This window comes from Mesorhizobium sp. M7A.F.Ca.US.011.01.1.1 (assembly GCF_003998295.1).
GTDB lineage: Bacteria > Pseudomonadota > Alphaproteobacteria > Rhizobiales > Rhizobiaceae > Mesorhizobium.
Map to the genome: position 1 here is coordinate 1 of NZ_RZRT01000076.1, position 23016 is coordinate 23016.

24 protein-coding genes are annotated in these 23016 nt (G+C 64.1%); 14 read left to right on the forward strand and 10 right to left on the reverse strand.

Annotated elements, in window-relative coordinates; genetic code table 11:
* Window positions 1-210 precede the first annotated feature (210 nt).
* The gene (locus EOA13_RS33305) at window positions 211-672 is read right to left on the reverse strand and encodes an Lrp/AsnC ligand binding domain-containing protein (RefSeq protein WP_127297511.1); all 462 of its coding nucleotides are present in this window, start codon (window positions 670-672) and stop codon (window positions 211-213) included.
* Window positions 673-799: 127 nt separating this feature from the next.
* Between EOA13_RS33305 and EOA13_RS33310 the strand changes: the two genes are divergently transcribed.
* Window positions 800-1795, forward strand: a complete 996-nt coding sequence (locus EOA13_RS33310; RefSeq protein ID WP_127297512.1) for an ornithine cyclodeaminase family protein — start codon at window positions 800-802, stop codon at window positions 1793-1795.
* Window positions 1796-2151: 356 nt separating this feature from the next.
* On the opposite strand, the gene EOA13_RS33315 is transcribed toward EOA13_RS33310, so the two are convergent.
* On the reverse strand, window positions 2152-2769 hold the full coding sequence (locus EOA13_RS33315; RefSeq protein ID WP_127297513.1) for an XRE family transcriptional regulator: 618 nt from the start codon (window positions 2767-2769) through the stop codon (window positions 2152-2154).
* A 138-nt stretch (window positions 2770-2907) separates the two neighbouring features.
* Here EOA13_RS33315 and EOA13_RS33320 point away from each other — a divergent pair, with 138 nt between their 5' ends.
* The 4 genes from EOA13_RS33320 (at window position 2908) to EOA13_RS33335 (ending at window position 7251) form a co-directional block, all read left to right on the forward strand.
* Window positions 2908-4041: an FAD-binding oxidoreductase gene (locus tag EOA13_RS33320; RefSeq protein ID WP_127297514.1), complete on the forward strand. Its 1134-nt coding sequence runs from the start codon at window positions 2908-2910 to the stop codon at window positions 4039-4041.
* A gap of 54 nt (window positions 4042-4095) precedes the next feature.
* Window positions 4096-5697: an ABC transporter substrate-binding protein gene (locus tag EOA13_RS33325; protein WP_127297515.1), complete on the forward strand. Its 1602-nt coding sequence runs from the start codon at window positions 4096-4098 to the stop codon at window positions 5695-5697.
* Between the two features lie 84 nt (window positions 5698-5781).
* Complete coding sequence (locus EOA13_RS33330) at window positions 5782-6882, forward strand: serine hydrolase domain-containing protein (RefSeq protein ID WP_127297516.1); 1101 nt, start codon at window positions 5782-5784, stop codon at window positions 6880-6882.
* A 174-nt stretch (window positions 6883-7056) separates the two neighbouring features.
* Window positions 7057-7251, forward strand: a complete 195-nt coding sequence (locus EOA13_RS33335) for a hypothetical protein (protein ID WP_164780495.1) — start codon at window positions 7057-7059, stop codon at window positions 7249-7251.
* Window positions 7252-7305: 54 nt separating this feature from the next.
* On the opposite strand, the gene EOA13_RS33340 is transcribed toward EOA13_RS33335, so the two are convergent.
* Entirely contained in the window at window positions 7306-9423 is a 2118-nt protein-coding gene (locus tag EOA13_RS33340) for an EAL domain-containing protein (protein ID WP_127297518.1), read from the reverse strand.
* Window positions 9424-9673: 250 nt separating this feature from the next.
* On the opposite strand from EOA13_RS33340, the gene EOA13_RS33345 reads away from it, so the two are divergent.
* Entirely contained in the window at window positions 9674-10123 is a 450-nt protein-coding gene (locus EOA13_RS33345; RefSeq protein WP_127297519.1) for an ester cyclase, read from the forward strand.
* Window positions 10124-10398: 275 nt separating this feature from the next.
* Window positions 10399-11469, forward strand: coding sequence for a phosphatase PAP2 family protein (locus EOA13_RS33350; protein WP_127297520.1), 1071 nt, complete (start codon window positions 10399-10401; stop codon window positions 11467-11469).
* A gap of 143 nt (window positions 11470-11612) precedes the next feature.
* Here EOA13_RS33350 and EOA13_RS33355 read toward each other — a convergent pair whose 3' ends face one another.
* The gene (locus tag EOA13_RS33355; protein ID WP_206535343.1) at window positions 11613-12149 is read right to left on the reverse strand and encodes a hypothetical protein; all 537 of its coding nucleotides are present in this window, start codon (window positions 12147-12149) and stop codon (window positions 11613-11615) included.
* A gap of 121 nt (window positions 12150-12270) precedes the next feature.
* Entirely contained in the window at window positions 12271-12597 is a 327-nt protein-coding gene (locus tag EOA13_RS33360) for a DUF1330 domain-containing protein (protein WP_127297521.1), read from the reverse strand.
* Window positions 12598-12771: 174 nt separating this feature from the next.
* Here EOA13_RS33360 and EOA13_RS33365 point away from each other — a divergent pair, with 174 nt between their 5' ends.
* Window positions 12772-13464, forward strand: coding sequence for a helix-turn-helix domain-containing protein (locus EOA13_RS33365; RefSeq protein WP_127297522.1), 693 nt, complete (start codon window positions 12772-12774; stop codon window positions 13462-13464).
* Here EOA13_RS33365 and EOA13_RS33370 read toward each other — a convergent pair.
* Window positions 13427-13645 (reverse strand): transcriptional regulator, encoded by a 219-nt coding sequence (locus tag EOA13_RS33370; protein ID WP_127297534.1) that lies wholly within the window; start codon window positions 13643-13645, stop codon window positions 13427-13429. The genes EOA13_RS33365 and EOA13_RS33370 overlap by 38 nt on opposite strands.
* 123 nt (window positions 13646-13768) lie before the next feature.
* Between EOA13_RS33370 and ada the strand changes: the two genes are divergently transcribed.
* The 4 genes from ada to EOA13_RS33390 all read left to right on the forward strand — a co-directional run bounded on the left by ada (window position 13769) and on the right by EOA13_RS33390 (window position 16519).
* Window positions 13769-14881, forward strand: coding sequence for a bifunctional DNA-binding transcriptional regulator/O6-methylguanine-DNA methyltransferase Ada (ada, locus tag EOA13_RS33375; RefSeq protein WP_127297523.1), 1113 nt, complete (start codon window positions 13769-13771; stop codon window positions 14879-14881).
* Between the two features lie 12 nt (window positions 14882-14893).
* Window positions 14894-15121, forward strand: coding sequence for a hypothetical protein (locus tag EOA13_RS33380; RefSeq protein WP_127297524.1), 228 nt, complete (start codon window positions 14894-14896; stop codon window positions 15119-15121).
* A 103-nt stretch (window positions 15122-15224) separates the two neighbouring features.
* Window positions 15225-15779, forward strand: coding sequence for a methylated-DNA--[protein]-cysteine S-methyltransferase (locus EOA13_RS33385; protein ID WP_127297525.1), 555 nt, complete (start codon window positions 15225-15227; stop codon window positions 15777-15779).
* Window positions 15776-16519, forward strand: a complete 744-nt coding sequence (locus tag EOA13_RS33390) for a 2OG-Fe(II) oxygenase (protein ID WP_127297526.1) — start codon at window positions 15776-15778, stop codon at window positions 16517-16519. Before EOA13_RS33385 ends, EOA13_RS33390 begins: the two co-directional genes overlap by 4 nt.
* 24 nt (window positions 16520-16543) lie before the next feature.
* Here EOA13_RS33390 and EOA13_RS33395 read toward each other — a convergent pair whose 3' ends face one another.
* The gene (locus tag EOA13_RS33395) at window positions 16544-17143 is read right to left on the reverse strand and encodes a dihydrofolate reductase family protein (RefSeq protein ID WP_127297527.1); all 600 of its coding nucleotides are present in this window, start codon (window positions 17141-17143) and stop codon (window positions 16544-16546) included.
* Between the two features lie 103 nt (window positions 17144-17246).
* Between EOA13_RS33395 and EOA13_RS33400 the strand changes: the two genes are divergently transcribed.
* Both EOA13_RS33400 and dinB read left to right on the forward strand, forming a co-directional pair.
* Window positions 17247-17663 (forward strand): helix-turn-helix domain-containing protein, encoded by a 417-nt coding sequence (locus EOA13_RS33400; RefSeq protein WP_127297528.1) that lies wholly within the window; start codon window positions 17247-17249, stop codon window positions 17661-17663.
* 120 nt (window positions 17664-17783) lie between these two features.
* Window positions 17784-19031, forward strand: a complete 1248-nt coding sequence (gene dinB, locus EOA13_RS33405; RefSeq protein ID WP_127297529.1) for a DNA polymerase IV — start codon at window positions 17784-17786, stop codon at window positions 19029-19031.
* Window positions 19032-19044: 13 nt separating this feature from the next.
* On the opposite strand, the gene EOA13_RS33410 is transcribed toward dinB, so the two are convergent.
* The 3 genes from EOA13_RS33410 to EOA13_RS33420 all read right to left on the reverse strand — a co-directional run bounded on the left by EOA13_RS33410 (window position 19045) and on the right by EOA13_RS33420 (window position 22976).
* Complete coding sequence (locus EOA13_RS33410; protein ID WP_127297530.1) at window positions 19045-19404, reverse strand: excalibur calcium-binding domain-containing protein; 360 nt, start codon at window positions 19402-19404, stop codon at window positions 19045-19047.
* An 805-nt stretch (window positions 19405-20209) separates the two neighbouring features.
* Window positions 20210-21232: a cupin domain-containing protein gene (locus EOA13_RS33415; protein ID WP_127297531.1), complete on the reverse strand. Its 1023-nt coding sequence runs from the start codon at window positions 21230-21232 to the stop codon at window positions 20210-20212.
* 139 nt (window positions 21233-21371) lie between these two features.
* Entirely contained in the window at window positions 21372-22976 is a 1605-nt protein-coding gene (locus EOA13_RS33420) for an FGGY-family carbohydrate kinase (protein WP_127297532.1), read from the reverse strand.
* Between the last annotated feature and the right edge of the window lie 40 nt (window positions 22977-23016).

A 23016-nucleotide genomic window follows, 5' to 3' on the forward strand; every position in this document is an offset into this window, starting at 1 on the left:
TGCCAAGCGAACAGTCGAAACCGTCTGTGACGCCATCGGCCAAATCCTCGGCACCGTCACGTCAACCGAATGCCGAAATTACTTCACAGAGGCAGGCTATGCCCAACCTAAATTCATCCCGCTCTAGAGCAATTTCAGGAAAAGTGTGAAACGGTTTTCCCGGGAAAAGCGCATAGCGCTTTCCCTTGGGAATTGCGTCAAAACAAAAGATTAGATCGACAGCAAGGCGTCGGGCTTCACATTGGCGATCGAAGCGTAGGTGTGTGTCTCCCGCACCCCGGGCAGCGGCAGGATGACGCGCTGCAGGAAATCCTGGAACATCGCCATGTCGGCGATGCGCGCCTTGACCAGATAGTCGAAGCCGCCGACCACCATGTGGCATTCGATGATCTCAGGCGCCCGCAGAACCGCCTCGGCGAAGCGGTCGAAAACATGCGGCGCCGTGTGGTCGAGCCGCACCTCGATGAAGACGAGCTGTGCCTGCCCGATCCGAGCAGGATCAAGCACCGCGCGCACGGCGCGGATGAAGCCTTCGGCGAACAGCCGCTTGACGCGCTGCGTCGCCCCGGTCGGCGACAGGCCGACCCGCCGCGCCAGATCGAGCGTCGTGCGGCGGCCGTCCTCCTGCAACAAACGCAGCAGCGAGCGGTCGATACGGTCGAGATCGTCCATTTCAGGATTCACGCTTTGTGAGCCGGGCACGCGTGATAGTCACGCCAAAATAACGAAAACAGCATATTTCATCACGCTGATAGATCGCAATACCGTTGTCGTGCAACCCATAACGAAAGCGGATTCCATGACATCAGCGATATCGACCTCCCGCAGCGCCCAGGCCAAGGGTGACACGCCCGTGCTCATCCTGAGCGAGGCCGAGGTGAAAACCTGCATCGACCTGCGCCAGCTCCTCGACGTGCTCGCCGGCGGCTTCAAGGCCTTGTCCGGCGGCAAGGTGGTCAATCCGGCACGGCCGCAGCTCGACATTCCGCAGGCCGGCTATTCGCTGGCCATGCCGGCCTGGACGGCGGGCATGCATCTGACGGTGAAGATCGTCAACGTCTTCGAGGGCAACATCGCCAGAGGCATCCCCAGCCACCTCGCCACCATCCATCTGTTCGACCCGCAGACCGGCATGCCGGTCTGCGTCATGGACGGCACCTACATCACTGCCGTCCGCACCTCCGGCTCGGCTGTGCTCTCGGTGCGCGAACTCGCCCGCCGCGATGCCAGGGTCGCGACGGTGGTGGGAGCCGGCGTACAGGCCGGCCAGCATTTGCATCTTCTGCCGCTGGTTCGCGACTTCGCCGAAATCCGCGTCGTCTCGAAGGAATTCGCCGATGCGCAGGCGCTTGCCGCGCAGCATCCCGGCGTCGTTGCCGTCGCCGATATAGAGGCCGCGGTGCGTTCGTCCGACGTCGTCTGCCTGGCAACGCATTCCTACCAGCCGGTGATCTCGGCCGACTGGGTGCGGCCCGGCACCCATGTCTCCTCGGTCGGTGTCGCCCCGCCCGGCGGCGAACTGCCGGTCGAGCTTATCGGCAGTGCCAGCCTGTTCGTCGAGACCAGGGAGGCCTTCGCCCCGACGCCGGTCGGCTCCTGCGAACTCGCTGGCCTCGATCCGCAAACCGGAACCGAGCTCGGCGACATGCTGCTCGGGCGGCGGCCGGGACGGGTTAGCGCCGATCAGGTCACCGTCTACAAGGCCATGGGCGTCGCCATGGAGGACATGGTGGCGGCCGATCTCGCCTATCGCGAGGCGGTTCGGCGGGGAATGGGGCGTGTGGTTGCGATGTAGTGGGGGCTCAATTGTCGAAGCCAGCGCCGCCCGTCAATAGGATCGTCCTTCTCCCCGTTCACAGCAGGGCTATCGCATATGGATTCTTGCGAAGAAGAACCCCCACCCTAACCCTCCCCACAAGGGGGAGGGAACGCTGCCGCGTGCCTTCCATTCTTCTTGGCGCCGAAAGACAGGCGATTCTCCTGGGTCAGCGCCAACGGAAGTCTCCCTCCCCCTTGTGGGGAGGGGTCAGGGGTGGGGGGCCGTGCCGGGCAGACATCTCAGGAATTCCATATGCGATAGCCCTGCCCTTGCGGGGAGAAAATGGCGGCAGCCAGATGGAGGGGCGGCGCAGCCATCGAGAATGTTAGCCCCTACCCCTCCACCGTCTCCAGCACGCTCAAAAGCGTGCCTTCCATGTCAGGCTCGTCGCCGGAGCAGACGCACAGCATCTCGGCGTCGCCCTCGCCGACCGAGAGGTAGGCATGGCCCATGGTGGAATCGATATAGACGCTGTCGCCCTGTTTCAGCCGCACCGGCGCGTACTGGTCCGTGTGCAGTTCGATCTCGCCCTTGAGCACGATCAAAAATTCCTCGCCGGCATGCCTGGTCAGCGGGCCGAATTCCTGCGGCGTGCGGGCGCGTGCATAGGCGTGGATCGGCACCATGCGCTTGCGCACCAGATCGGTGGCCAGATAGCGGTAGTCGTAGTTGCGGGTCAGCTGGCGCAGCGTGTTGGACTGCGAGGTCACCGAACGACGGGTGCGCGCGGCCGGCTGCTTGCGGTCGCCGCTGAGCAGCTCGGTGACATGGATGCTCAGCCCCTCGCAGATCTGCAGCAGCTTGTCGTAGCTCAGCGACATCTGGTCGTTCTCGACTTTGGACAGCGTCGACACCGCGACGCCGGTCAGCGTGCTGACCTCCTGCAAGGTCCAGCCATGCGTTTTCCTCAAGCCGCGCAGACAATCACCGAGGTTCGGTTGCTCCGACATCGTCAGCTCCGTTGCGCGGCCCATCGAGCCGCCAGTCCACCCTAGGTAGTCCAACTCTCTGCCGCCATCAACAACACCAACAATTTTCTTATACGCTAAATATTGACTGGATACGAAATTATTTCTACCCCTAGGGGCATGCAGTCCAAGTCTCTCCAAAAAATCGTCGTCATCGGCGGCGGCATTGCCGGCCTTTCGCTGGCGGCTGCCGTGCAGCCCTGGGCCGAGATCACCGTGCTCGAGCGCGAGCCGCATCTCGGCTATCACGCCAGCGGCCGCTCCGCGGCGCTGTTTTCCGAAACCTATGGCAATGCGCTGGTGCGGGCGCTGTCGCTGGCCAGCCGACAGGCGATCATCAATGGCGGCTTCGCCGCCCACCGGCGCGGCGCGCTGCACGTCGGCGGTGTCGAAGACAGTGCAGCGGTCGACCGCATGGCGGCCGAGATGCAGGCGCTGGTGCCAAGCGTGCGCCGCCTGTCAGCAACAGAAGTCACCGCGCTGGTGCCGGTCATCGCCACGGCAACCACCTGCGGCGGCGTGCATGAACCCGGCGCGCTCGATGTCGACACGGGAAAGATGCTTGCTGCTTCAGCCTCCGCGCTCAAGGCCGGCGGCGGCGTGATCCGCACCGGCGAGGAAGTGCTGGAGATTTCCCGCGTCGCAAACGGCTTCAGCGTCACCACCAGTGCCGGCGCCTACCAGGCCGACATCGTCGTCGACGCCGCTGGCGCCTGGGTCGATGTCGTCGCTGGGCTGGCCGGTCTCTCCGGTCTCGGCTTCCGGCCGAAGCGCCGCACCGCCTTCCTGTTCGATCCGCCCGCCGGCACGGACATCAGCGCCTGGCCGCTGGTGGTCGATTTGCATGAACAATTCTACTTCAAGCCCGATGCCGGCAGGCTGATCGGCTCGCTGGCCGACGAGACCGATTCCGAACCCTGCGACGCCTATCCGGAAGACATCGACGTCGCCATCGCCGTCGACCGCATCGAACAGGCGACGTCGCTGCGCATCGGCCGTCCGTCGACGCCCTGGGCGGGCCTGCGCACCTTTTCGCCTGACCGCACGCCGGTCATCGGTTTCGACCCTCGCCTGCCCGGCTTCTTCTGGCTTGGCGGCCAGGGCGGCTACGGTTTCCAGGTGTCGCTGACGCTGGCGCGGCTGGGCTCAGTGCTGCTGCGCGGCCAGCCGCTGCCGGACGATCTCACGGCACGCGGTATCACGTCCGCCGCGCTTGCGCCCGACCGTTTCATCACCCCGGCGGCGACGCCATGAACTTCACCGCCTGCCCTTCCCTCAACCCGTAAAATGTCATCAGGAGCGTTTGCGATGAAATCCGTTCTGCGCGCAGTCCTTACCTCGTCCTTGCTGGCCTCGTCCGTCCTTCTTGGCGGACAGGCCTACGCCAAAACCTTGGTCTATTGCTCGGAAGCCAATCCCGAGACCTTCAACCCGGCGATCGGCACGGCGGACTCCACCATGGATGCCGCCGCCAAGACGATCTTCAACCGGCTGGTCGAGTTCAAGCCTGGCACGACCGAGGTCGGGCCGGCGCTGGCCGAAAGCTGGGAGGTCTCAGCCGAAGGCAAGATCTACACATTCCACCTACGCCACGGCGTGAAATTCCAATCGAACGACCACTTTACACCGTCGCGCGAGTTCAATGCCGACGACGTGCTGTACACCTTCAACCGCCAGCGCGACGCCAGCAATCCCTACCACAAGCTCGGCGGCGGCGCTTACGAGTATTTCAACGCACTGGGCATGGGCACGCTGATCGACAGAATAGACAAGGTCGACGATTACACCGTGCGCTTCACGCTGACGGCTGCCAATTTCACCTTCCTGCCCGGCATCGCGCTCGACTATCTCTCTATCCTGTCGTTGGAGCAGACCGAAAAGATGGTCGCCGCCGGCACGCCGGAACTGATCGATAGCGAGCCCGTCGGCACCGGCCCGTTCGTGCTGCAAGCCTATGTCCCCGACAGCCAGATCCGCTACGCCGCCAACAAGGATTATTGGCGCGGCCCGCCGAAGATCGACACTCTGGTCTTCGCCGTCACGCCCGAACCGACCACGCGCGTCGAGCGTCTCAAGGCCAATGAGTGCCAGGTCGCCGCCCCGCCTCCGCCAAGCGCCGTCGCCGATTTGCGCACCGATCCCGACATCACCGTGCTCGACCTCAAGGGCCAGAACATCGGCATTCTCGGCTTCAATGTCGAACATCAGCCGCTCGGCGATGTGCGCGTGCGCATGGCGCTGGCCAAGGCCGTCGACCGCAAGGCGATCGTCGACGCCGTCTATGCCGGCGCCGGCACGGTCGCCGGCAGCGTCGTGCCGCCGGCGCAGATCGGCGCCGTCACCAATGCCGGCATCGACTATGACCCGGATGGCGCGAAGGCGCTGCTGAAGGAAGCCGGCCACGAGAGCGACCTGAAAATCAGCCTGTGGGCGATGCCGGTATCGCGGCCGTACAATCCCAATGCCAAGCGCATGGCCGAGATGATCCAGGCCGACTGGGCGAAAGTCGGCGTCAAGGCCGAGATCGTGAGCTTTGAATGGGGCGAATATCTCAAGCGCACCGCGGCGGGCGAACAGGACGCCTACCTGCTCGGCGGCAGCAGCGACAATGGCGACCCCGACAACATGCTGAGCTACCTGCTGTCCTGCGACGGCGTGAAGGGCGGCTCCAACCGCTCGCGCTGGTGCGATCCGGCCTTCGAGAAGCTGCTGCAGGACGGCCGCGTCGCCGCCGATCCGAAACAGCGCGCCGACATCTATGCCAGGGCGCAAGCGATCCTGAAGGTTGAGGTGCCGGTGGCGCCGATCGCCCATTCGGTGGTGGCGATCCCGATCCGCAAGAGCGTGCTCAACTACGTGCTCGACCCCTTCGGCCGGCAGAACTTTGCCGCTGTCGATATGGCGGAGTGAAGCTTGGCGACCCTGCCCTCGGGCTCGGCCCGAGGACGCACCGACATCTATGAAACCAGCAATTTAGCGGCGAAAGCAGAATCCATGCGTGAAGACCTGAACGCCCTCCTCAAGACCTATCTCACCGATGGCGCGGTAGGCGCATCACTCGCATACTCCACTGGCGCCGCACCAACCACCCTGACCGCCGGCCTCGCCGACCGGGAGCATGGCATTGCCGTCTCGCCTGAACGCCTGTTCAAGATCGGCAGCTGCACCAAGACCTTCGTTGCCGCGGCCCTGGCCAAGCTCGCCCAGGACGGCAAGCTCGATCTCGGAGCGCCGATCTCCGGCTGGTTTCCCTACCTGCCGGAAGCAAAAGACATTTCGGTGCGCCAGTTGATCAACCACCGCAGCGGCCTGCCGGAGTTCGAATATTACATTCCGATGGATCCGAGCCGGCAATGGACGCCGCGGCAACTGGTCGACATCGCCTTCGCTTCCGACAAGCAGAAGGCGCCGGGCGGACCCGCCGTCTACAACAACACCGGCTATGTGCTGGCCGGCATGGTGATCGAGGCGGTGACAGGCCAGTCGCTGGGCGGCTACGTCAGAAGCGCGGTGCTGCAGCCGCTCGGCCTCAAGAATACCTGGTCGCCGGCCACCGAGGCCTTTCCGGAAAAGTCGATGGTGCGCGGCTATTACCACCGGCCGCCGCCGGCGGCGAATGCGCCCACCGATATCGCCTCGGGCGGCGAGATGTGGCGCATGGATGGCGTGATGCCCTACTCCGATGCGCTGCAGGATTCCTCCGATTCCTTCCCGTTCGGCGCCGCTTATGGCTGCGGCGACATGGTGTCGACGCCATCCGACATGGTGAGCTTCATGCGCGGTCTCTTTTCCGGCAGAGTGCTGTCGCCGCCTTTCTTCGCCGAAATGTTCGAACATCGCGTGCCAGCGAGTTTTCCGGGCACCCGCATGCGCGAAACCGGCGCCGGCATGTTCCAGAGCGCCTACGCCAACCGCGCCTTTTACGGCCACCAGGGCAGCATTCCCGGCTACGTCGCCGTCATGTTGCATGACCCGATCTCAGAACTGACCATCGCCATGACCAGCAATGTCGGCTCCGGCAACCGGCTGTCCTTCCAGGCCAGTGGCTTGCATCCGGTGGTGGATAAGGCGATCCAGATCATTCTGCAAGACTGACCCTATTCACCCAAAATACCTGGAGACCCCAGGGCCGCCGCAATGATTTCCGGATTGTCCTTTGCCGTCATGCGGCAGGTTTGGCGGCATTTGAATAAAAGCCGCTTGTGGATATTTACCCGGCGTTCCCTCGTCTCCGGCAAGGTCTTCTAGGGCGGGATCATGGAGGGACCATTGACCAGCGATTTTTCAGCCGCCCGCATCCACCTCGAACGCGCCTATCATTATCTGCAAGGCAACGACGAGACGAGTCGCACGGCCTGTGAAGCGCTCGATCTGTTGATCGAAGCGGTGACGGAAGCGCAGCACAGGCCACCCGAGGCTGGAGTGCTGGAGTTTCCGCAATCGACGGCGCGCCGAACCGGATAGAATGCGGCGAGTTTCAGGTCAGTTCGGCCTGGCCTGAAACTCGCCGCACCTGGATCACGATGCCTTGCGGGCCGTCGCTCCCTTGGTCGCACGCGCGACAATTCGTTCCAGCGGCTCTGGCCGGTGCAGCAAAAATCCCTGGCCGAAGGCGACGCCCATGTCGCTCAACATGGCCAGCGTGTCCTGCTGTTCGATCTTCTCGCCGACCACGTCACAGCCGAGGCTGCGGGCGATGCTGGTGATGGCCAGCACGATCTCGCGGTCGAAACGGCTTTGCGTGATGTGCTCGATGAAGGAACCGTCGATCTTGATCGTGTCGACGGGGAACCGCCGGAGATATTCGAACGAGCTCATACCAGCGCCGAAATCATCGAGGCTGACCCGGCAGCGCCGCTCGCGCGCCTTGCGCACAAACTGTTCGGCGGCGTCGAAATTGGTGACGGCGGCGGTTTCGGTGATCTCGAAGCCGATGCCCGAATGCGGCGCCCCGGTTTCTTCTATGACGTTGTCCACGAAGTCCCAAAGCTGCGGGTCGCTCAGCGTCTGCGCCGACAGATTGAAGCCAAGCGTCAACGCCCCCGAACGCAAGGCGGCACCATGCCGCGACAGCGCGGTGCGGATGATCCAGCGGTCGAGCCGCGACGCGATGCCGAACCGCTCGGCCACCGGAATGAACTCGCCGGGTGGCACCAGCCGGCCGTTGCGGGCGGCGAGCCTGGCCAACACTTCGACATGGCGGCTTTCCAGCCAGGGACGGCCCAGCCGATGGATTTCCTGGCCAAACAGCTTCAGCCTCCCGTCTTCCATGGCATCGACCGTATCGGCGACGACGCGCGCCGCGTTTAGGCCACCCGAACCCGATGCCGTATCGGTGGAGAAGACGGCAAATCGGTTTCGCCCGGCGGCCTTGGCCGCGTAGCAGGCGTCGTCGGCGCAGGCCAGCGCGTCGGCCACCGTCGTGTTGGCGTCGTCGACGAAAGCGATGCCGATCGAGGCCGCCAGCTTGCGCGACGTGGCCGTCGATCCTAGTTCGGCATCGCGAACGGCTGCAAGTACCGCGTCGGCCAGCCGCCCGGCCTGCGCCGTATCGCAATTGGGCATCAGCAGCGCGAACTCGTCACCGCCCAGGCGCGCGGCATGCGCCGTCGAGGGAAGGCAGCCCAGAATGACTTGGGCAACGCTTTTCAGTGCCAGGTCGCCGGCCGCGTGGCCGGCAAAATCATTGAGCGCCTTGAAGTAGTCGAGATCGACATAGAACACGGAAAGCGGCAGCAACTGCGCGGCCGCGATGTGATCGGCCAGCAGCCGGTCGAACGCAGCACGGTTCAAGAGACCGGTGAGCGCATCGTGGCGGGCCGCATAGGCAAGCCCCTGCTCACGCTGCTTGTCTTCGGTGATGTCGCGCACCGTGCCCAGGATCTGCCCCGCCAGCCGGCGGTCCGGGATTTGCGGGTCGGCGATGAAACGCAGCAGGGATTCTATGTGCCGGACCTCTCCGTCGCGTCGGACGATGCGGTATTGCACCGCGGTGACCTTGTCCGTTTCGAGCGGCACCAGATGTGCGCGCGACGCGGCCTCCTTGTCGTCCGGATGTAGATAGCCGAACCAGTGGTCGCGCTCAACTTCGGCGGTGTCGGAGACAAGTCCGAAAATCTCCCTGGTGCGTTCGTCCCAATAGCTTTTGCCTGTGGCGAGGTCGTGGTGCCAGATGCCGGTACCGCTGGCGGCGAGCGCCAGGCGGAAGCGCACATTGACCTGCTCGAGTTCGGCTTCGGCGGCCTTCTGCTTGGAGATGTCGGTCTGCACACCCATCAGCCTGAGCGGCTTTCCCATCGCGTCGCGCTCGACGACGCCGCCGCGATCGAGCACCCACACCCAGTGTCCCTGCTTGTGCTTCAGCCGCAATTCGGTCTCGATGGTGTCGGTCAGGCCGGCAATGTGGCGGTCGCCGCTGGCCAGCGCCCGCTCGCGGTCGTCGGGATGGGTCAGCTGCAGCCACAGGTCGCTGGTGTCGGCAAGTTCGCTCTCATCGTAGCCCAGCATCCGCGCCCAGGTCGCGGAATAGAAGCAGTCGCCGGTCACAAGATCCCAGTCCCAGACGCCAAGATGGGCGCGCTCCAGGGCCTTGGCCCAGAACGTTCCATTGCGACTTTTCTTGCCCTGACGCGCCATCGTCTGCTTCGCCTGCTCCACCGCGGGGCAATCTGCGGCAAAACCAGAGAAGAAACAGTTACCGCGGCGATGGCGGGCTGCTTTGTTGGCTCCTCACCTGCCGCCTCTGCTCTTCGATTGGCCGGCAAGAACCGGAGTTTCGCATCGGCCGGATCTTCCTAGTCATGGCTCCAGGTCATCGGCCAATCCGATGATCCCGGATCATCGGCGGCGCCGATGATCGCGTTGCAGAGACAAAGAGGACCTCCCAATGACCAGACAAGAAGACAACAAGGCCGTCGTCGTCAGATGGTTCACCGACTTCTGGGGTGAAAGCTGCGACCTGTCCGTCATCGACGACATCGCGGCACCCGACATGCTGCTGAAATACTCGCTGCACGAGCCCCGCCGCGGCCGCGACGACATCAAGGCCTTCATGAGCGGCTTCCGCGCCGCCTTCCCGGATCTCAACTTCTGGGCCACCGCCGACCTGATCGCCGAGGGCGACTATGTCGTCGGCCAGTGGGAGGGCGGCGGCACGCATACCGGCCCGGCCTTCGGCGATTTCCTCGGCGGCTCGCTGCCGGCCGCCACCGGCCGCACCATGCGCTTCACCGGCACCACGGTGCTGAAGGTGGTCGACGGCAGAATCGTCGAGGAGATCGGCCTCGATGACGGCGTCGCCGCCCTCACCCAGCTCGGTCTGATCAGGGGCGCCTGATCGAACGGTATGTTGAAAGAGGGCCATCGCCACCCAGGCGATGGCTCCCTCAAGCTTAGCCGAAGCCCGATGGCAAGGCAGCCTGCAGCCGTTGAAAACCGACAATGACGGCAGCGCGTTGCGGCGCCACGCTTTCGTAAACAGACTCTTTGCCAACAAGCATCTATCGGTCTAATATTTGGAGATCTATTTGCCCACAAGTGTAACCTGATGGTAATATATCGCCTGCGAAATAACCCAATTATTTTTTTGGACAACTGGCGGGATGTCCTTCGATGAGTGAGCACACAGGTCAGCACGGCAACAATCGCCGCCCATCTGCCATCCTTGACCTCGACATCGCGACAACCAGGAGCGGCTGGCTGCTGGTTGCCTTGTGTCTGACCTATTCCGTGACCGCTGTTTGCCTCCAGCCGGACCGCTACCTGCATCTGGCACAATCCTATGCCAAGCCGTTCGCCTTTTTCCTGCCAGCGCTTCTGGCGGCGGGCCTTGGTGTGGCGGGGCTGGCATTTGCCCGGCATGCGCCGACGAGGTTCATCCTCGGCGTACTCAGGCACCGCTGGCTTGCAGCCGCACCCGTCATCTTCTTGTTCTTTCTCGGCGTCACCGCATTCACCACCTTGAAGGTCGCCATCCCGGACATGGTGCCGTTCTACGCCGACCGCGCCCTGGCGGGCCTCGATCTTCGGCTGCATGGCGCCGATCCCTGGACATGGGCGCACAGCATCGTTTCCGAACCGGTGTCGGTCGCCATTTTCGCCGGCTATGGTTATGGCTGGCTTCTGCAATGGTTCGGCGCCGTGCTCTTCGTCGCCTTCTGGAACAATCCGGTCGGGCGTTTGCGCTACCTATGGGCATTCGCGCTAACCACGATGCTGTGCGGCACCGTTCTTGCGACCCTGCTGTCGTCCGCCGGCCCGATATTCCACGACCAAATCTACGGCGGCGACCGGTTTGTCGCGCTGCAGGCCGCCCTGGCGCAGAAGGGCTACGGCGCGTCGGTCCATCTGTACGCCGATTATCTGTTTACAGCCTACCAGAGCGACCGCCCGGAACTCGGCGGCGGCATCTCGGCCATGCCCAGCATGCATGTTGCGATCGCCACGCTCAACGCATTCTTCCTGGCCCAATTCGGCCGCCGGTGGGCAACCGCCGGCTGGTCCTTCGCGGCCTTCATCCTGTTCGGTTCGGTTTACACCGGCTGGCACTATGCCGTGGATGGCTATCTCTCGATCCTTGTCGTGTCCCTGCTCTGGTATGTGATGGGACGCCTCGTCTTGCCGCCGCAAGCGAGCCGGGATACCGCCGAGGTGGGATTGGCGATCCCGGATCAAGCGGCATAAAGACCGTACCTGCCTGACGCCGCGAGGAGCGCCAGCGGCACGCACCTCCCCGGCTTTTCCTCGCCGAAAGCGGCCGCTGGGCCGGAGCTGCCAACTGTCGCGGAGGGCGACCAGGCGGCATTGACGCCGCCTGGCTTCATTGCTTACTGGCTCGGCGCCATCGTGTGTTCGCATGACACTTTCGGGTTCATGTCGGCGAAAGTGCCGGTCGGGTTGCCCCTCCAGGCCCAGACATGCAGTTCGTAGAATTCGCCCAGGCCATAGCGGTTGGGCGCGCTGTTGAAATTGAACAGCTGTCCGTCCAGCGACGCCGGCCCCTTCGAGGTGATGTATTCGACCGCCACCAATTGCAGCCTGCCGTCGGCCATCGGCTCGTACATCACGGCCTCAGGCCGGGCGATATCGATCTTGTCGTCCTTCAGATATCCGCCGTTGACATAGTGGATGCCCATGGCGCCACCGGTGATGCCGCTGGCGCAGGGAATGGGCGCATAGCCCTCTGATGTAGCGGCCTTGACGTCGAGAAACCGGCTGTTGGCGGCCCGCACCTTGTCGGCCAGCGGATTGAGGCCGGCCACCGGCGCGGCGGCTTCCTGATGCGCCTGTGCGAAGGTGGTGCAGACAGCCAGCATGGCCCCGGCCATGACAAGCTTATTGTGAAAGTTCGATATCATCTTCATTCCATTCTTCTTGAAAAAGCCCAGCTGGCCGGCCGCCGAAAATACGGAGGCCCGGCGGGCAAGCGCTGTGACTGTAGTTGCTTGGAGATCCCGAAATCGATGTGACGACTACCGGGAAGGATCATCCCTTCGGCAGATACGGGATCGTTCCAGCCAGATCGGTGTTGTCGATCATCTGGAAACGGCTGTCGCTACCGCCCTGACGGGCCGAAACGAAGGGCGCATAGGCCGGATCGTTGGCGAAGGCGCGGGCCGCCGCTTCTGACGGGAACGCCATCAGGGCGATCAGCGTGGTGTCGAGCGGCTTGCCTTCAAGCGTCTTCACATTACCGCTGCGCGACAGATATCTGCCGCCATGCTGGTGGACGAGGTCGTGCACCGATGCGGCGTAGGCCGGCACCCACTGCGGGTCGTTTATCTTGATGTCTGCGATAACGTAAGCGGTCATGGTAGTCTCCTGGTTGCGGCGCACAGGGTATCCCGTGCAACCGGCCAAAGGGCTCGCATGGCAAGGCGCTCGCCAACCAGTCCGCGATCTGTACTGGGGCAGTACAGTTTCCGTACTGGCCGCTTCATTCATGAAGGCCTAATGTTCGGCCAGGTTGGAGGGAGAGGCGCAATCGTGAACCAGCACGGATACAAACAGTTCTGCCCGCTATCGATGGCCGCGGAGGTGCTGTGCACCCGCTGGACGATGGTGCTGATGCGTGAATTGGTGGCGGGTTCGACCCGCTTCAACGACCTGCGCCGCGGTGTCCCCAAAATGTCGCCAACCCTTCTGTCGCAACGGCTGAAGGAGCTTGAGATCGCCGGGATCGTCGAGCGCGGGGAGGTCCGGGGCGAGAAGGGGATCTTCGATTATCGGCTGACGGAGGCCGGCCGCGATTTGCGCCCGGTCGTCGAGGCGATGGGCTTCTGGGGGCAGAAATGGGTCGAGTCCCGGCTGTCGCTCAAGAACCTCGATCCGTCATTGCTGATGTGGGACATGCGGCGCAATTTGAACCCCTCGCCGCTGCCCGAGGGACGCACGGTGATACAATTTCTGTATCAGGACCTGCCGGCGTCCAAACGGTCATGGTGGCTGATCGTCGAGAAGCACGGCGAGGTCGATCTGTGCTGGTACGATCCGGGTTTCGACGTCGACCTCTACGTCTCGACCGACCTGCACACGATGACGGCGATCTGGATGGGATTGCTGACCGTCGAGAAGGCCGGTGCGAAGGTTGCCCTGACCGGCGACCAGGCCATCGGCAGGAAGATGCAGACCTGGCTCGGGCTCAGCCCGTTCGCCGTGGAGCCCAAACGCGCGGCATAGGAGAACCGGCAGCTTCGATCGGATAATGCTCACCCTCATAGACCTCGATCAGAGTTGCGAGAACGTCGAAGCGGTCACCATCGGGAGTGCCGACCTCCGGCTCATTCTCGAAATATTTGGTGATTTCGGCGATGGCCCAATCGTAATCGGCTTCGGTCTTAATGGGTCGAATGTTTTCCATCACACCTTCTCCGGATCAATCTTGTCATACTCTTTATGCGTCCCGACGAACAGGCTTGCACCCTCCTGACACTTGGCAGGAAACGGGTGGCGAGGCCGTCTTCCCTGGGCTTCAATGCCGGCCATGTTCATCACCCTGGCGAAAAATCTGAAATCCGCGCCGCTGCAAGTCGCCGATGATCCGCGCTGGGCGCGCATCGTCGCGCGTGACAAATCGGCTGACGGCGCATTCTGGTATTCGGTGGCGACGACGGGCGTCTATTGCCGGCCTTCCTGTCCGTCGCGGCGCGCCAATCCGAAAAATGTGCAGTTGCACGACACGCTGGATCAGGCCGAGGCGACCGGCTTTCGCCCGTGCCGGCGCTGCAACCCGGATGGCCCGTCGCTCGAGGCCGGCAACGCGGCGATGGCCGCCGCTGCCTGCCGCAGGATCGAGCAGAGCGAGGAAGAACCGTCGCTCGCCGAACTGGCTGGTGCCGCCGGCCGCAGCGCCGGTTATTTCCACCGCATCTTTAAGGCTGTCACCGGGCTGACGCCGAAGGACTATGCCGCCGCGCACCGCGCCGCCAGGGTTCGCCAGGGCCTGGAAGACGGCGCCAGCGTGACGACGGCGATCTACGATGCCGGCTTCAATTCGAGCGGGCGTTTCTACGAGAAATCGACCGGCATGCTCGGCATGACCCCGACGCGCTATCGCGCCGGCGGCGCCGATGAAGAGATCCGCTTTGCCGTTGGCGAATCCTCGCTCGGCGCCATCCTGGTCGCCTCGAGCCAAAAGGGCGTCGCCTCGATCCTGCTCGGCGACGATCCTGACGCGCTGGTGCGTGACCTGCAGGACCGTTTCCCCAGGGCGCGGCTGATCGGCGGCGACCGCGACTACGAGGCGCTGGTCGCCCGCGTCGTCGGTTTCGTCGAGGTTCCGGCGCTCGGTCTCGATTTGCCGCTCGACGTGCGCGGCACCGCCTTCCAGCAGCGCGTCTGGCAGGCCTTGCGCGACATCCCCGCCGGCCGCACGGTTTCCTATGCCGAGATCGCGCAGCGCATCGGCACACCGAAGGCGACCCGTGCCATCGCCGCCGCCTGCGCCGCCAACAGCCTTGCCGTCGCCATTCCCTGCCACCGCGTGATCCGCAGGGACGGCGCCCTGTCCGGCTACGCCTGGGGCGCTGAGCGCAAACGCGCACTGCTGGAGCGTGAGGCGGCGTCCGACAATGCCAATCGGTCAATGCAGGCCTGACGAGGACCGGCAATGCGCGCGATGGCAAGGTCTCCCACCACCGATGCGACCAGCCGGACCCAAGCTGCCGGCAGCCGGCGCGCCGAAGGCTCGAAGTTACTGGTGATGGCGGCCATCGGCGAGATGGTCGATCACGGCAGAGCCGAATGGAGCCGCACCGCGGCCGGCGAGATCGAGCTGCGGTTGTTGACGGGTGAGGTGTTTTTGCTTGGAGAGCTCGCTGTTACTCGTGTCGCGTAGAACGGTTCACCTACCTTCGAAATTCGAATTTGAAAGCAAGCACCGGAGTGAGCGCGAGAAGCCGTCTCTGTAGGGTTCACGCACAGACAAAGGAGTAAACGCAATGAACCTCATGCAAACCCAAATGGCGCCACCGGCGAGCGTCCCCAATGCCTTCGACACCATAAGCTACGCCATCGGTGAATCCGCAATCGGCGACGTCCTGGCAGCGCGCAGCCAGATCGGCGTCTGCGCCATCCTGATCGGCTCGGATGCCGACACACTGGAGCGGGACCTTGGCCATTGCTTCCCCGACAAGATACTGGTCGAGGACGAGGCCGCACTGCGCGACGATCTCGCAACTATCGCGCGCTTCATCCAAATGCCCGGCGTCGGCCTCGACCTGCCGCTCGACATGCGCCACGGCACGCCATTCCAGCAACAGGTTTGGGATGTGCTGCGCAGCATCCCGTGCGGCGCCACCATCACCTACACCGCGCTCGCCCGGCGTCTCGGCCAGCCGAACGGCGCCCGCGCTGTGGCGACGGCCTGTGCGGCCAACGCAATCGCGCTGGGCATTCCCTGCCACCGTGTCGTCCGCGCCGACGGCTCACTGGCCGGTTACCGCTGGGGTGTCGAGCGCAAGCGCGCCCTGCTCGACAAGGAGGCTACGATATGAATGCCCATGCCAAGGTTGCCACATCCGTGGTCGAGGCGGCTGAAACGCGCGTTGCCGGTTATGACTGGCCGGCGCTTGCCGCCGAACTCGACGGCTTCGGCTGCGCGGTGATCGAGAAATTGCTCTCGCCCGAAGAATGCCGGCAGATCGCCGGCCTCTATCCCAGGGAAGAGCATTTCCGCAGCCACATTCACATGGCCAGGCATGGCTTCGGCAAGGGCGAGTACCGCTATTTCCGCTATCCGTTGCCCGACCTTCTGGGTGGCCTGCGCAGCGCGCTCTATCCCAGGCTGGCCGAGGTTGCCAATCGGTGGAACGAGCGCATGGGGCAGGCCATGCGTTATCCCGCGACGCATGCCGCGTTTCTCGATCAGTGTCATGCCGCCGGCCAGACGCGGCCGACGCCGCTATTGCTGCAATATGTGCCCGGCGACTTCAACTGCCTGCACCAGGACCTCTATGGCGACCTCGCCTTCCCGCTGCAGGTGGCGATCCTGCTCTCCGAACCGGGCCAGGATTTCAGCGGCGGTGAGTTCGCGCTGACCGAGCAGCGGCCACGCATGCAGAGCCGGGTCGAAGTGGTGCCGCTGCGCCAGGGTGACGCCGTCGTCTTTGCCGTCCACAACCGGCCGGTGCAGGGCACCAAAGGCAATTACCGGGTCAACCTGCGCCATGGCGTCAGCCGGCTGCGCTCAGGCATACGCCACACGGTCGGGATTATTTTTCACGATGCGAAGTGAGCAGGGAGAAGATGGAGGTCCCCCTCACCCCGCCGGCGCATAGCGGCTGACCACCATGCCACAGGCATAGGCCTTCGAGCCGAGCAGCCGCAGGCTCCTGAAACCACCCTGATCGAAAATCCGGCGGCCCGCACCCAGCACGGCCGGGTTGATGAAAAGCTGGAACTCGTCGACCAGCCCGGCCGCGATCAGCGCCGACGCGAAACCGGCGCCGCCGAACACCGCCATGTCGCCGCCCTCGCCCGCTTTCAGCGCATTGACTTCGCGCGGCAGGTCGCCGCTGGCCACACTGGTGCGCTCCCAAGCCGGCTCCCAGGCCGATTGCTTGAGCTTGTTGCTGAGCACCACCTTGCGGGCGTCGACGATGCGCTGCGCAAAGGCGTAGAACGGATCGCGCGGAAACTTCCTCGCAGCATTGCCCCAATGGGTGAGATAGCCCTCCTGCGCCATCTTGCGGCTGAGCAGGATGGTATCGACGTCTGCGAAGACGGCGTTGAAGTCCTGCTTCAGCGCATCGTCCCAGGCGCTCTCGTCACCCCACTCCCAGAGCTGCCAGGAATGGTCCTCGGTGGCGCCGACAAAGCCGTCGACCGACATCTGCATCTGCAGGACCAGCTTTTTCACCGTCATTCTCCTCAGGGCCATCGCAAAACAGTTTACATTTGGAACCGTTGACGCAAGGCCAAAACGATGTCAATAGTAAAGTGATTTAAAAATGGAAGCATAAATGTCGACGCGCGAAAAATCCGGCTGCCCGATCAACCTGTCGCTCGAACTGATCGGCGACCGCTGGACGCTGCTCATCATCCGCGACATGGTCTTCGCCGGGAAAAAGCACTTTCGCGAATTCCTGCAATCCGACGAAGGCATCTCCTCGCGCACGCTGGCCGAGCGACTGCAAACGCTTCAGGAGGAAGGCATCCTCACCAGAAGCGACGACCCGACGCATGGCTTGAGAACCGTCTACCGGCTGACCGAAGCAGGGATCGACCTCTTGCCGGTGCTGGCGACGCTCGGCGCCTGGGGCAGCAAGCACCGCAAGGCCGACGACAAGCTGGCCAGGATTGCCGACGAACTGGTGGCAGGCGGCGAAGCGGCGCTGGAAAGGATGGAAGCGGCGCTGCGAACGGAGCATATTGTCTAGGCGGTTGCGTTCAGGCCGAACCGGCATGGCTGTTGCCGCACAAATCGCCCTTCCCTTGACAATGATCCATCTTTGTTCTTTATTTGTTCCAATCTATCAGCAACAGCGGATGTGCGGTCGATGGAAACGACAGCCACCATCCTGCATGCCGATCTCGACGCTTTCTACGCCTCGGTCGAGCAATTGCTCGATCCGTCGCTGCGCGGCAAGCCGATCGCGGTGGGCGGTGGCGTTGTGCTCGCCGCCTCCTACGAAGCGCGCGCCTTCGGCGTGCGCGGCGGCATGCCGGGGCGCAAGGCGCGCGAGCTCTGCCCGCATCTGATCTTCGTCGGTGGCAATTTCAGCCACTATCAGCGGCTGGGCGACGCGGCGATCAAGGTGCTCGACGATTTTACGCCATTGGTCGAGCGCATCTCCATCGACGAGGCCTTTGCCGATGTCGCCGGCTGCACGCATCTGTTCGGCTCCCCACAGGAGATCGCCACGACGATCCGCAGCCGGGTACGCGCCGAACTCGGCCTGCCGATCTCGATCGGCGTCGCCCGCACCAAGCATCTGGCCAAGATCGCCTCGCAGGTCGCCAAGCCCGACGGACTGGTGGTCGTCGAACCCGGCACCGAGCTCGCCTTCCTGCACGACCTGCCGGTCGGGCTGATGTGGGGCGTTGGCCCGGCCACCAAAGCGCGGCTGGCGGAGATCGGCGTCGAGACCATCGGTCAGTTGGCCAGGACGCATAGCGGCGCGCTGACGCGGCTGCTCGGTCCCGCCGCCGGCAAAAAGCTCGCCGCGCTGTCATGTAACCGTGACCCGCGCAAACTGGAGACCAAGCGCCGCGCGCATTCGGCCGGCGCCCAATCGGCGCTTGGCCAAAAACCCGCAATGGCACGGGTCATCGTGCCGACACTGCTGCATCTGGCCGACCGCGTCGCCAGCCGGCTGCGCGCCAAGGCGCGGCCCGGCCGCACGGTGACGGTGCGCGTGCGCTTTGCCGATCTCAGCGCGGTCACCCGCTCGATCACGCTTGACCAGCCGATCTCGGCGACCGCGATGCTGGCCGAGATCGCCGGCGATCTGGTGCGCGGCGTGCTTGCCGACAACCCCCACGAGAGAACGATCTCGCTGCTGGCGATCTCGGTCTCGCATCTCGAGGAAAGCTTCGAATTACAGCTCGAACTGCCGCTCGGCCTCACCGACGAGAAATGCCGGCCGGGCACCCGAAAAGGCCTGGCACGCTTCGACGCCGACCGCGCCATCGACAAGATCCGCGAACGCTTCGGCAAACAGGCGGTCGGCTACGGCACGGTGGCGCTGGAGGCGGCACGCTCGGTTCCCGACGAATTCAGGGAGTTGGCTGAGAAGGAACTGTGAGGCCAAGGCAAGGCTATGGGCCGGTACGCGAGTAACGATGGACCCGGACACCACTGGAGCTTGCCCCGTGCCAAGGGCTTGCCCCGTGCCACGGCTCGCAGGCTATGCCGTCGTGGTCGGCATCGTGGGTCGGCCAATAGCCAGGTTCGCCCCTGTGCGCAGAGGCGAGGCCAACGGCATGGGCGGCGGTGCAGTTCGGGAACGCGGCAAGGTGCCTCAGCACCGAGAGAGGTGAATCAAACCGAATGCCGACGAAGCCATAGACGATATAGCCCGACAACAGAATGAACGGCGCGAACAAAGCCACCCATCTCAGCCTGCCAAGGCGGCGACGGTGATAAGGTGAAGGCCATCGCAAGAATGGCAGGAGCATCCCCGCCAACTCCCCGGTTGAAGTGCCCGAACCAGACTAACGTCACCCAGATACAGTAGCAACAATGCCCGGTAGTGGGTCAGTTTGAATTTTCCCCTAGCCTTCTCAAGAGCCAGCTGGCTGCGATCACTGTCCCGAATCCCAATGCGGCTACGACGGCAGCGAAAGACGTCATGCCAATCGTCATGTAGGCGAATGCTACAATCGCAAAGCCGAGTGTTGTAACCCAATTGGGCAATGATTGGCCTAGGTGATTTTCGAGGACGAGCAAAATGCCAGATTGAAAGACAAACAGCCAAAATAGAACTGCAAAGAACCCAAAATTTCTCGCAGAAAATAGTCGCTCAAGACCATACGGATAGCGACCGCTACAAAGGACAAGATCAGAGAAAACATTTAACTGAATTAGCATGACGAAACAAAATGTCCAATGCCCGCGCTACCTCCTAGCGATGACGCTTCCTGCGCTTCTTCTTCACCGACTGTTGCTTCACGAATGCGGGCCACACTATCCCCAAGTGCTGTCTCCACATCTCTTCAACGTCAGGACGAGCCGGCGCGAGCTTGCTGAACCCGAAGTCCGAGCCGGAGATGACTGTTGATCCCCCGTGACAGTCGCCGTTGCCCTGCCGTTTCGGCATCGATCAGCACCATGCTTTCCAGTAAGCATAGGAGGCCGGGCCGAGATGTGAAATGCATATTGCATCCCGACAAAATTCAAACTGACCCACTACCCAATGCCCATCTCCGCACGGTTCTCGCGTTCAGAGCGCGGCTATTGGAGTCGGGTAGCGACACTTCGGTTCTACGCCTCGCCATCCCAGTACCTTCGCACCCCTGCCATGTCGAAAATACCGTCGCGCCGGCGCAAAGCGTCGACCGCCATCTTGTTGGAATCGGGATAGACGCAGACCTCGTTGGGATTTTTCTCGCCGATCATCAGATAGCGGCACGGTTCCGTACCGCTGTTGAGGAAGGAATGCCCGACCGCCAGGCCGGCGGGAAAGCAGACATAATCGCCGGCCTTCATCTCGTGGCGCTCCTCGCCAAGCAGCAGCGTCACCTGCCCTTCCAGGATCAACGCGTGCTCCTCTTCGAGCATATGGTAGTGCCTGGGCGCCAGACGCATGCCGGGGGCCGGCGCCTCGATCAGCATGCCGACATGATAGTCTGGCCGTCCCAAAGCCGCATAGGTCAGATGCCTGGACCGGCCGCCGAACCGCGCCCCCTCACCTTCCAGCTTCCATTCGACTGCATCGCTGGCAACAGGCGGGATCGGCGCGGCCGGGGCCTTGGTGACACCGGCCGTCACATCCGACGGCAACGGATCGCCGGCGGCGAGGCCGGTGCTCTCACCGTCCCAGTAGGTTCGAGTTGCCGCGAGGTCGAAGATCGCACGGCTGCCCAGCGCGCGCACCAGCACCTTGTTGGAGGCGGTGTAGACGACAACGTCGTTCGGGTTGCGCTCGCCGACGATGACGTAGCGGCAGGGTGCGTCGCTGGTGTTGATGAGGCAATGCCCTGCCGCCGCCCCGGCCGGAAAGCAGATGTAGTCGCCGGCCTTCATGGCATAGGAGGCGTCGCCGACCTGCGCGGTGAGCGTCCCCTCGAGGATGAAGACATGCTCCTCCTCGAAAATGTGGTAGTGCGCTGGCGAGGTCTGCTTGCCCGCCGGCAACTCCTCGATCGCCACGCCGACATGATAGGTTTCGCCAAGCGCGGCCAGCGACAAATGCCGGTAGCGCACGCCGAAGCGCGGCACATCGGACCATTCCGTCCACGGCACACTGTCCGATGCGAATGGCACTGGCGATTTGTCGTCTGCCATCGGGCCTCCTGCTCCTGTCGCCCTGCCCTCTTCGCAAGCCGCAGGAGGGTCCACGACAGAACAAAGCTGCCAGCTTCCGGCATCATCGCCAAGCGGTGTTCGCCACGCTCCTGACAGAGCCCGACACGAGCCGCTCGCTTCAGCCTCGGATGGCCTTGCCGGCCTGCTGCAGCAACTCGAACGCCGTGAAGCGCTTGGCATGCCAGCCGGCCAGCGTAGCGTCGGGATGATAGACCTCGCCGAGCTCCGACATGCCGGCCATGGCCGCCGCGACATCCTTGTAGGTTCCGGCGGCGACGGCGCCGAGCATCGCCGAGCCCAGCAGCACCGGCTCCGGCGAGGTCGACGCCACCACCACCATGCCGGTCGTGTCGGCAAGCAGCTGGCGCACCAGCGGGCTTTGGCCGGCGCCGCCGCTGACGACGATGGTGTCGACGGGAATGCCCTTGTCATGCTCGGCCCGCACGATCTGGCGCGCACCATAGCCCAGTCCGCAGACGCCAGCGACATAGAGCCCGACCAGGCTGTCGAGGCTGGCGTCGAGATCGAGCCCGGCAATCAGCGCGCGTGCGTCCGGGTCGGCGAAAGGCGCGCGGTTGCCGAGAAACTCCGGCACCACATGGATACCGCCGACCAGCGCCGGCGTCGCTGCGGCCCCGTTGCGGCCTTGCGCCTGCAACGACAGCCAGGCGCTGAGGCTGAGCCCCTCGGCTTGCGCCTTGGCCGCCGCCTCGCCCGCCGCGGGATGCATGCGCACCAGATGGTCGATAGCAGCACCGGCTGCCGACTGGCCGCCCTCGTTCAGCCACAGGCCCGGCACCATGGCCGAGAAATACGGACCCCAGACGCCGTCGACGAAGGCCGGCTCGGCGGTCGACGACATGGTGCAGGCTGAGGTGCCGAAGACATAGGCCATGCGCGACAGAACGCTGCCGAACGCGCCGCGCGCGCCGACCGTGCCGACACCGCCGGCATGCGCGTCGATCAGCCCCGCCGCCACGGCCGTGCCGGGGCGCAGGCCCAGATCCGATGCCGCCTGCGCGGTCAGTCCGCCGCCGAGCGCGGCCCCCGCCGGCACGATGTCGGTGCCGATGCGCGCGAACCCCTCGTCGGCCAGGCTCCCAAGCCCGATGGTGCGGAAATAGGTCTCGTCCCAGCGGTTTTCATGCGCAAGATAGGTCCATTTGCAGGTCACCGTGCACACCGAGCGGGCAAGGCTGCCGGTCGCCCGCCAGGTGAGGAAATCGGCGAGGTCCATGAACTGCCAGGCGGCACTGAAGGTGGCGGGCAGGTTTTCCGCCAGCCAAAGGAGTTTCGGCGTTTCCATCTCCGGCGAGATGACACCGCCGACATAGTTCAGCACCGCCTCGCCGCTGCGGTTGATGCGGCGCGTCTGCTCGACCGCGCGGTGATCCATCCAGACGATGATGTTGCGTTCCGAATTGCCGGACTTGCTTACCGGCAGCGGCGCGCCGCCCTCGCCCAGCACCACCAGCGAACAAGTGGCGTCGAACCCGATGCCGGCGATCGCCTCGGGCGCCACGCCCGATTGAGCGACCGCTTCCCGCGTGGCCGCGCACACCGCCCGCCAGATGTCGTTGCTCGACTGCTCGACAATGTCGCCGGCCTCGCGCCAGACCTCGATGTCCCGCTTGGCCGAGGCGAGCAAGGTGCCGGTGTGGTCGAACACCCCGGCCCGCGCGCTGCCGGTGCCGACATCGATGCCGAGATAGCAATGCGGCATGGTTTCAATCTCTCAGGCTAGGGGAGTAGGGGAGTAGGGG

Excerpts from the sequence above, each read along its gene's own strand:
- EOA13_RS33305 (WP_127297511.1), bottom strand. The coding sequence starts at position 672 with ATGGACGATCTCGACCGTATCGACCGCTCGCTGCTGCGTTTGTTGCAG.
- EOA13_RS33310 (WP_127297512.1), top strand. The coding sequence starts at position 800 with ATGACATCAGCGATATCGACCTCCCGCAGCGCCCAGGCCAAGGGTGAC.
- EOA13_RS33315 (WP_127297513.1), bottom strand. The coding sequence starts at position 2,769 with ATGTCGGAGCAACCGAACCTCGGTGATTGTCTGCGCGGCTTGAGGAAA.
- EOA13_RS33320 (WP_127297514.1), top strand. The coding sequence starts at position 2,908 with ATGCAGTCCAAGTCTCTCCAAAAAATCGTCGTCATCGGCGGCGGCATT.
- EOA13_RS33325 (WP_127297515.1), top strand. The coding sequence starts at position 4,096 with ATGAAATCCGTTCTGCGCGCAGTCCTTACCTCGTCCTTGCTGGCCTCG.
- EOA13_RS33330 (WP_127297516.1), top strand. The coding sequence starts at position 5,782 with ATGCGTGAAGACCTGAACGCCCTCCTCAAGACCTATCTCACCGATGGC.
- EOA13_RS33340 (WP_127297518.1), bottom strand. The coding sequence starts at position 9,423 with ATGGCGCGTCAGGGCAAGAAAAGTCGCAATGGAACGTTCTGGGCCAAG.
- EOA13_RS33345 (WP_127297519.1), top strand. The coding sequence starts at position 9,674 with ATGACCAGACAAGAAGACAACAAGGCCGTCGTCGTCAGATGGTTCACC.
- EOA13_RS33350 (WP_127297520.1), top strand. The coding sequence starts at position 10,399 with ATGAGTGAGCACACAGGTCAGCACGGCAACAATCGCCGCCCATCTGCC.
- EOA13_RS33355 (WP_206535343.1), bottom strand. The coding sequence starts at position 12,149 with ATGAAGATGATATCGAACTTTCACAATAAGCTTGTCATGGCCGGGGCC.
- EOA13_RS33360 (WP_127297521.1), bottom strand. The coding sequence starts at position 12,597 with ATGACCGCTTACGTTATCGCAGACATCAAGATAAACGACCCGCAGTGG.
- EOA13_RS33370 (WP_127297534.1), bottom strand. The coding sequence starts at position 13,645 with ATGGAAAACATTCGACCCATTAAGACCGAAGCCGATTACGATTGGGCC.
- ada (WP_127297523.1), top strand. The coding sequence starts at position 13,769 with ATGTTCATCACCCTGGCGAAAAATCTGAAATCCGCGCCGCTGCAAGTC.
- EOA13_RS33380 (WP_127297524.1), top strand. The coding sequence starts at position 14,894 with ATGCGCGCGATGGCAAGGTCTCCCACCACCGATGCGACCAGCCGGACC.
- EOA13_RS33385 (WP_127297525.1), top strand. The coding sequence starts at position 15,225 with ATGAACCTCATGCAAACCCAAATGGCGCCACCGGCGAGCGTCCCCAAT.
- EOA13_RS33390 (WP_127297526.1), top strand. The coding sequence starts at position 15,776 with ATGAATGCCCATGCCAAGGTTGCCACATCCGTGGTCGAGGCGGCTGAA.
- EOA13_RS33400 (WP_127297528.1), top strand. The coding sequence starts at position 17,247 with ATGTCGACGCGCGAAAAATCCGGCTGCCCGATCAACCTGTCGCTCGAA.
- dinB (WP_127297529.1), top strand. The coding sequence starts at position 17,784 with ATGGAAACGACAGCCACCATCCTGCATGCCGATCTCGACGCTTTCTAC.
- EOA13_RS33410 (WP_127297530.1), bottom strand. The coding sequence starts at position 19,404 with ATGCTCCTGCCATTCTTGCGATGGCCTTCACCTTATCACCGTCGCCGC.
- EOA13_RS33415 (WP_127297531.1), bottom strand. The coding sequence starts at position 21,232 with ATGGCAGACGACAAATCGCCAGTGCCATTCGCATCGGACAGTGTGCCG.
- EOA13_RS33420 (WP_127297532.1), bottom strand. The coding sequence starts at position 22,976 with ATGCCGCATTGCTATCTCGGCATCGATGTCGGCACCGGCAGCGCGCGG.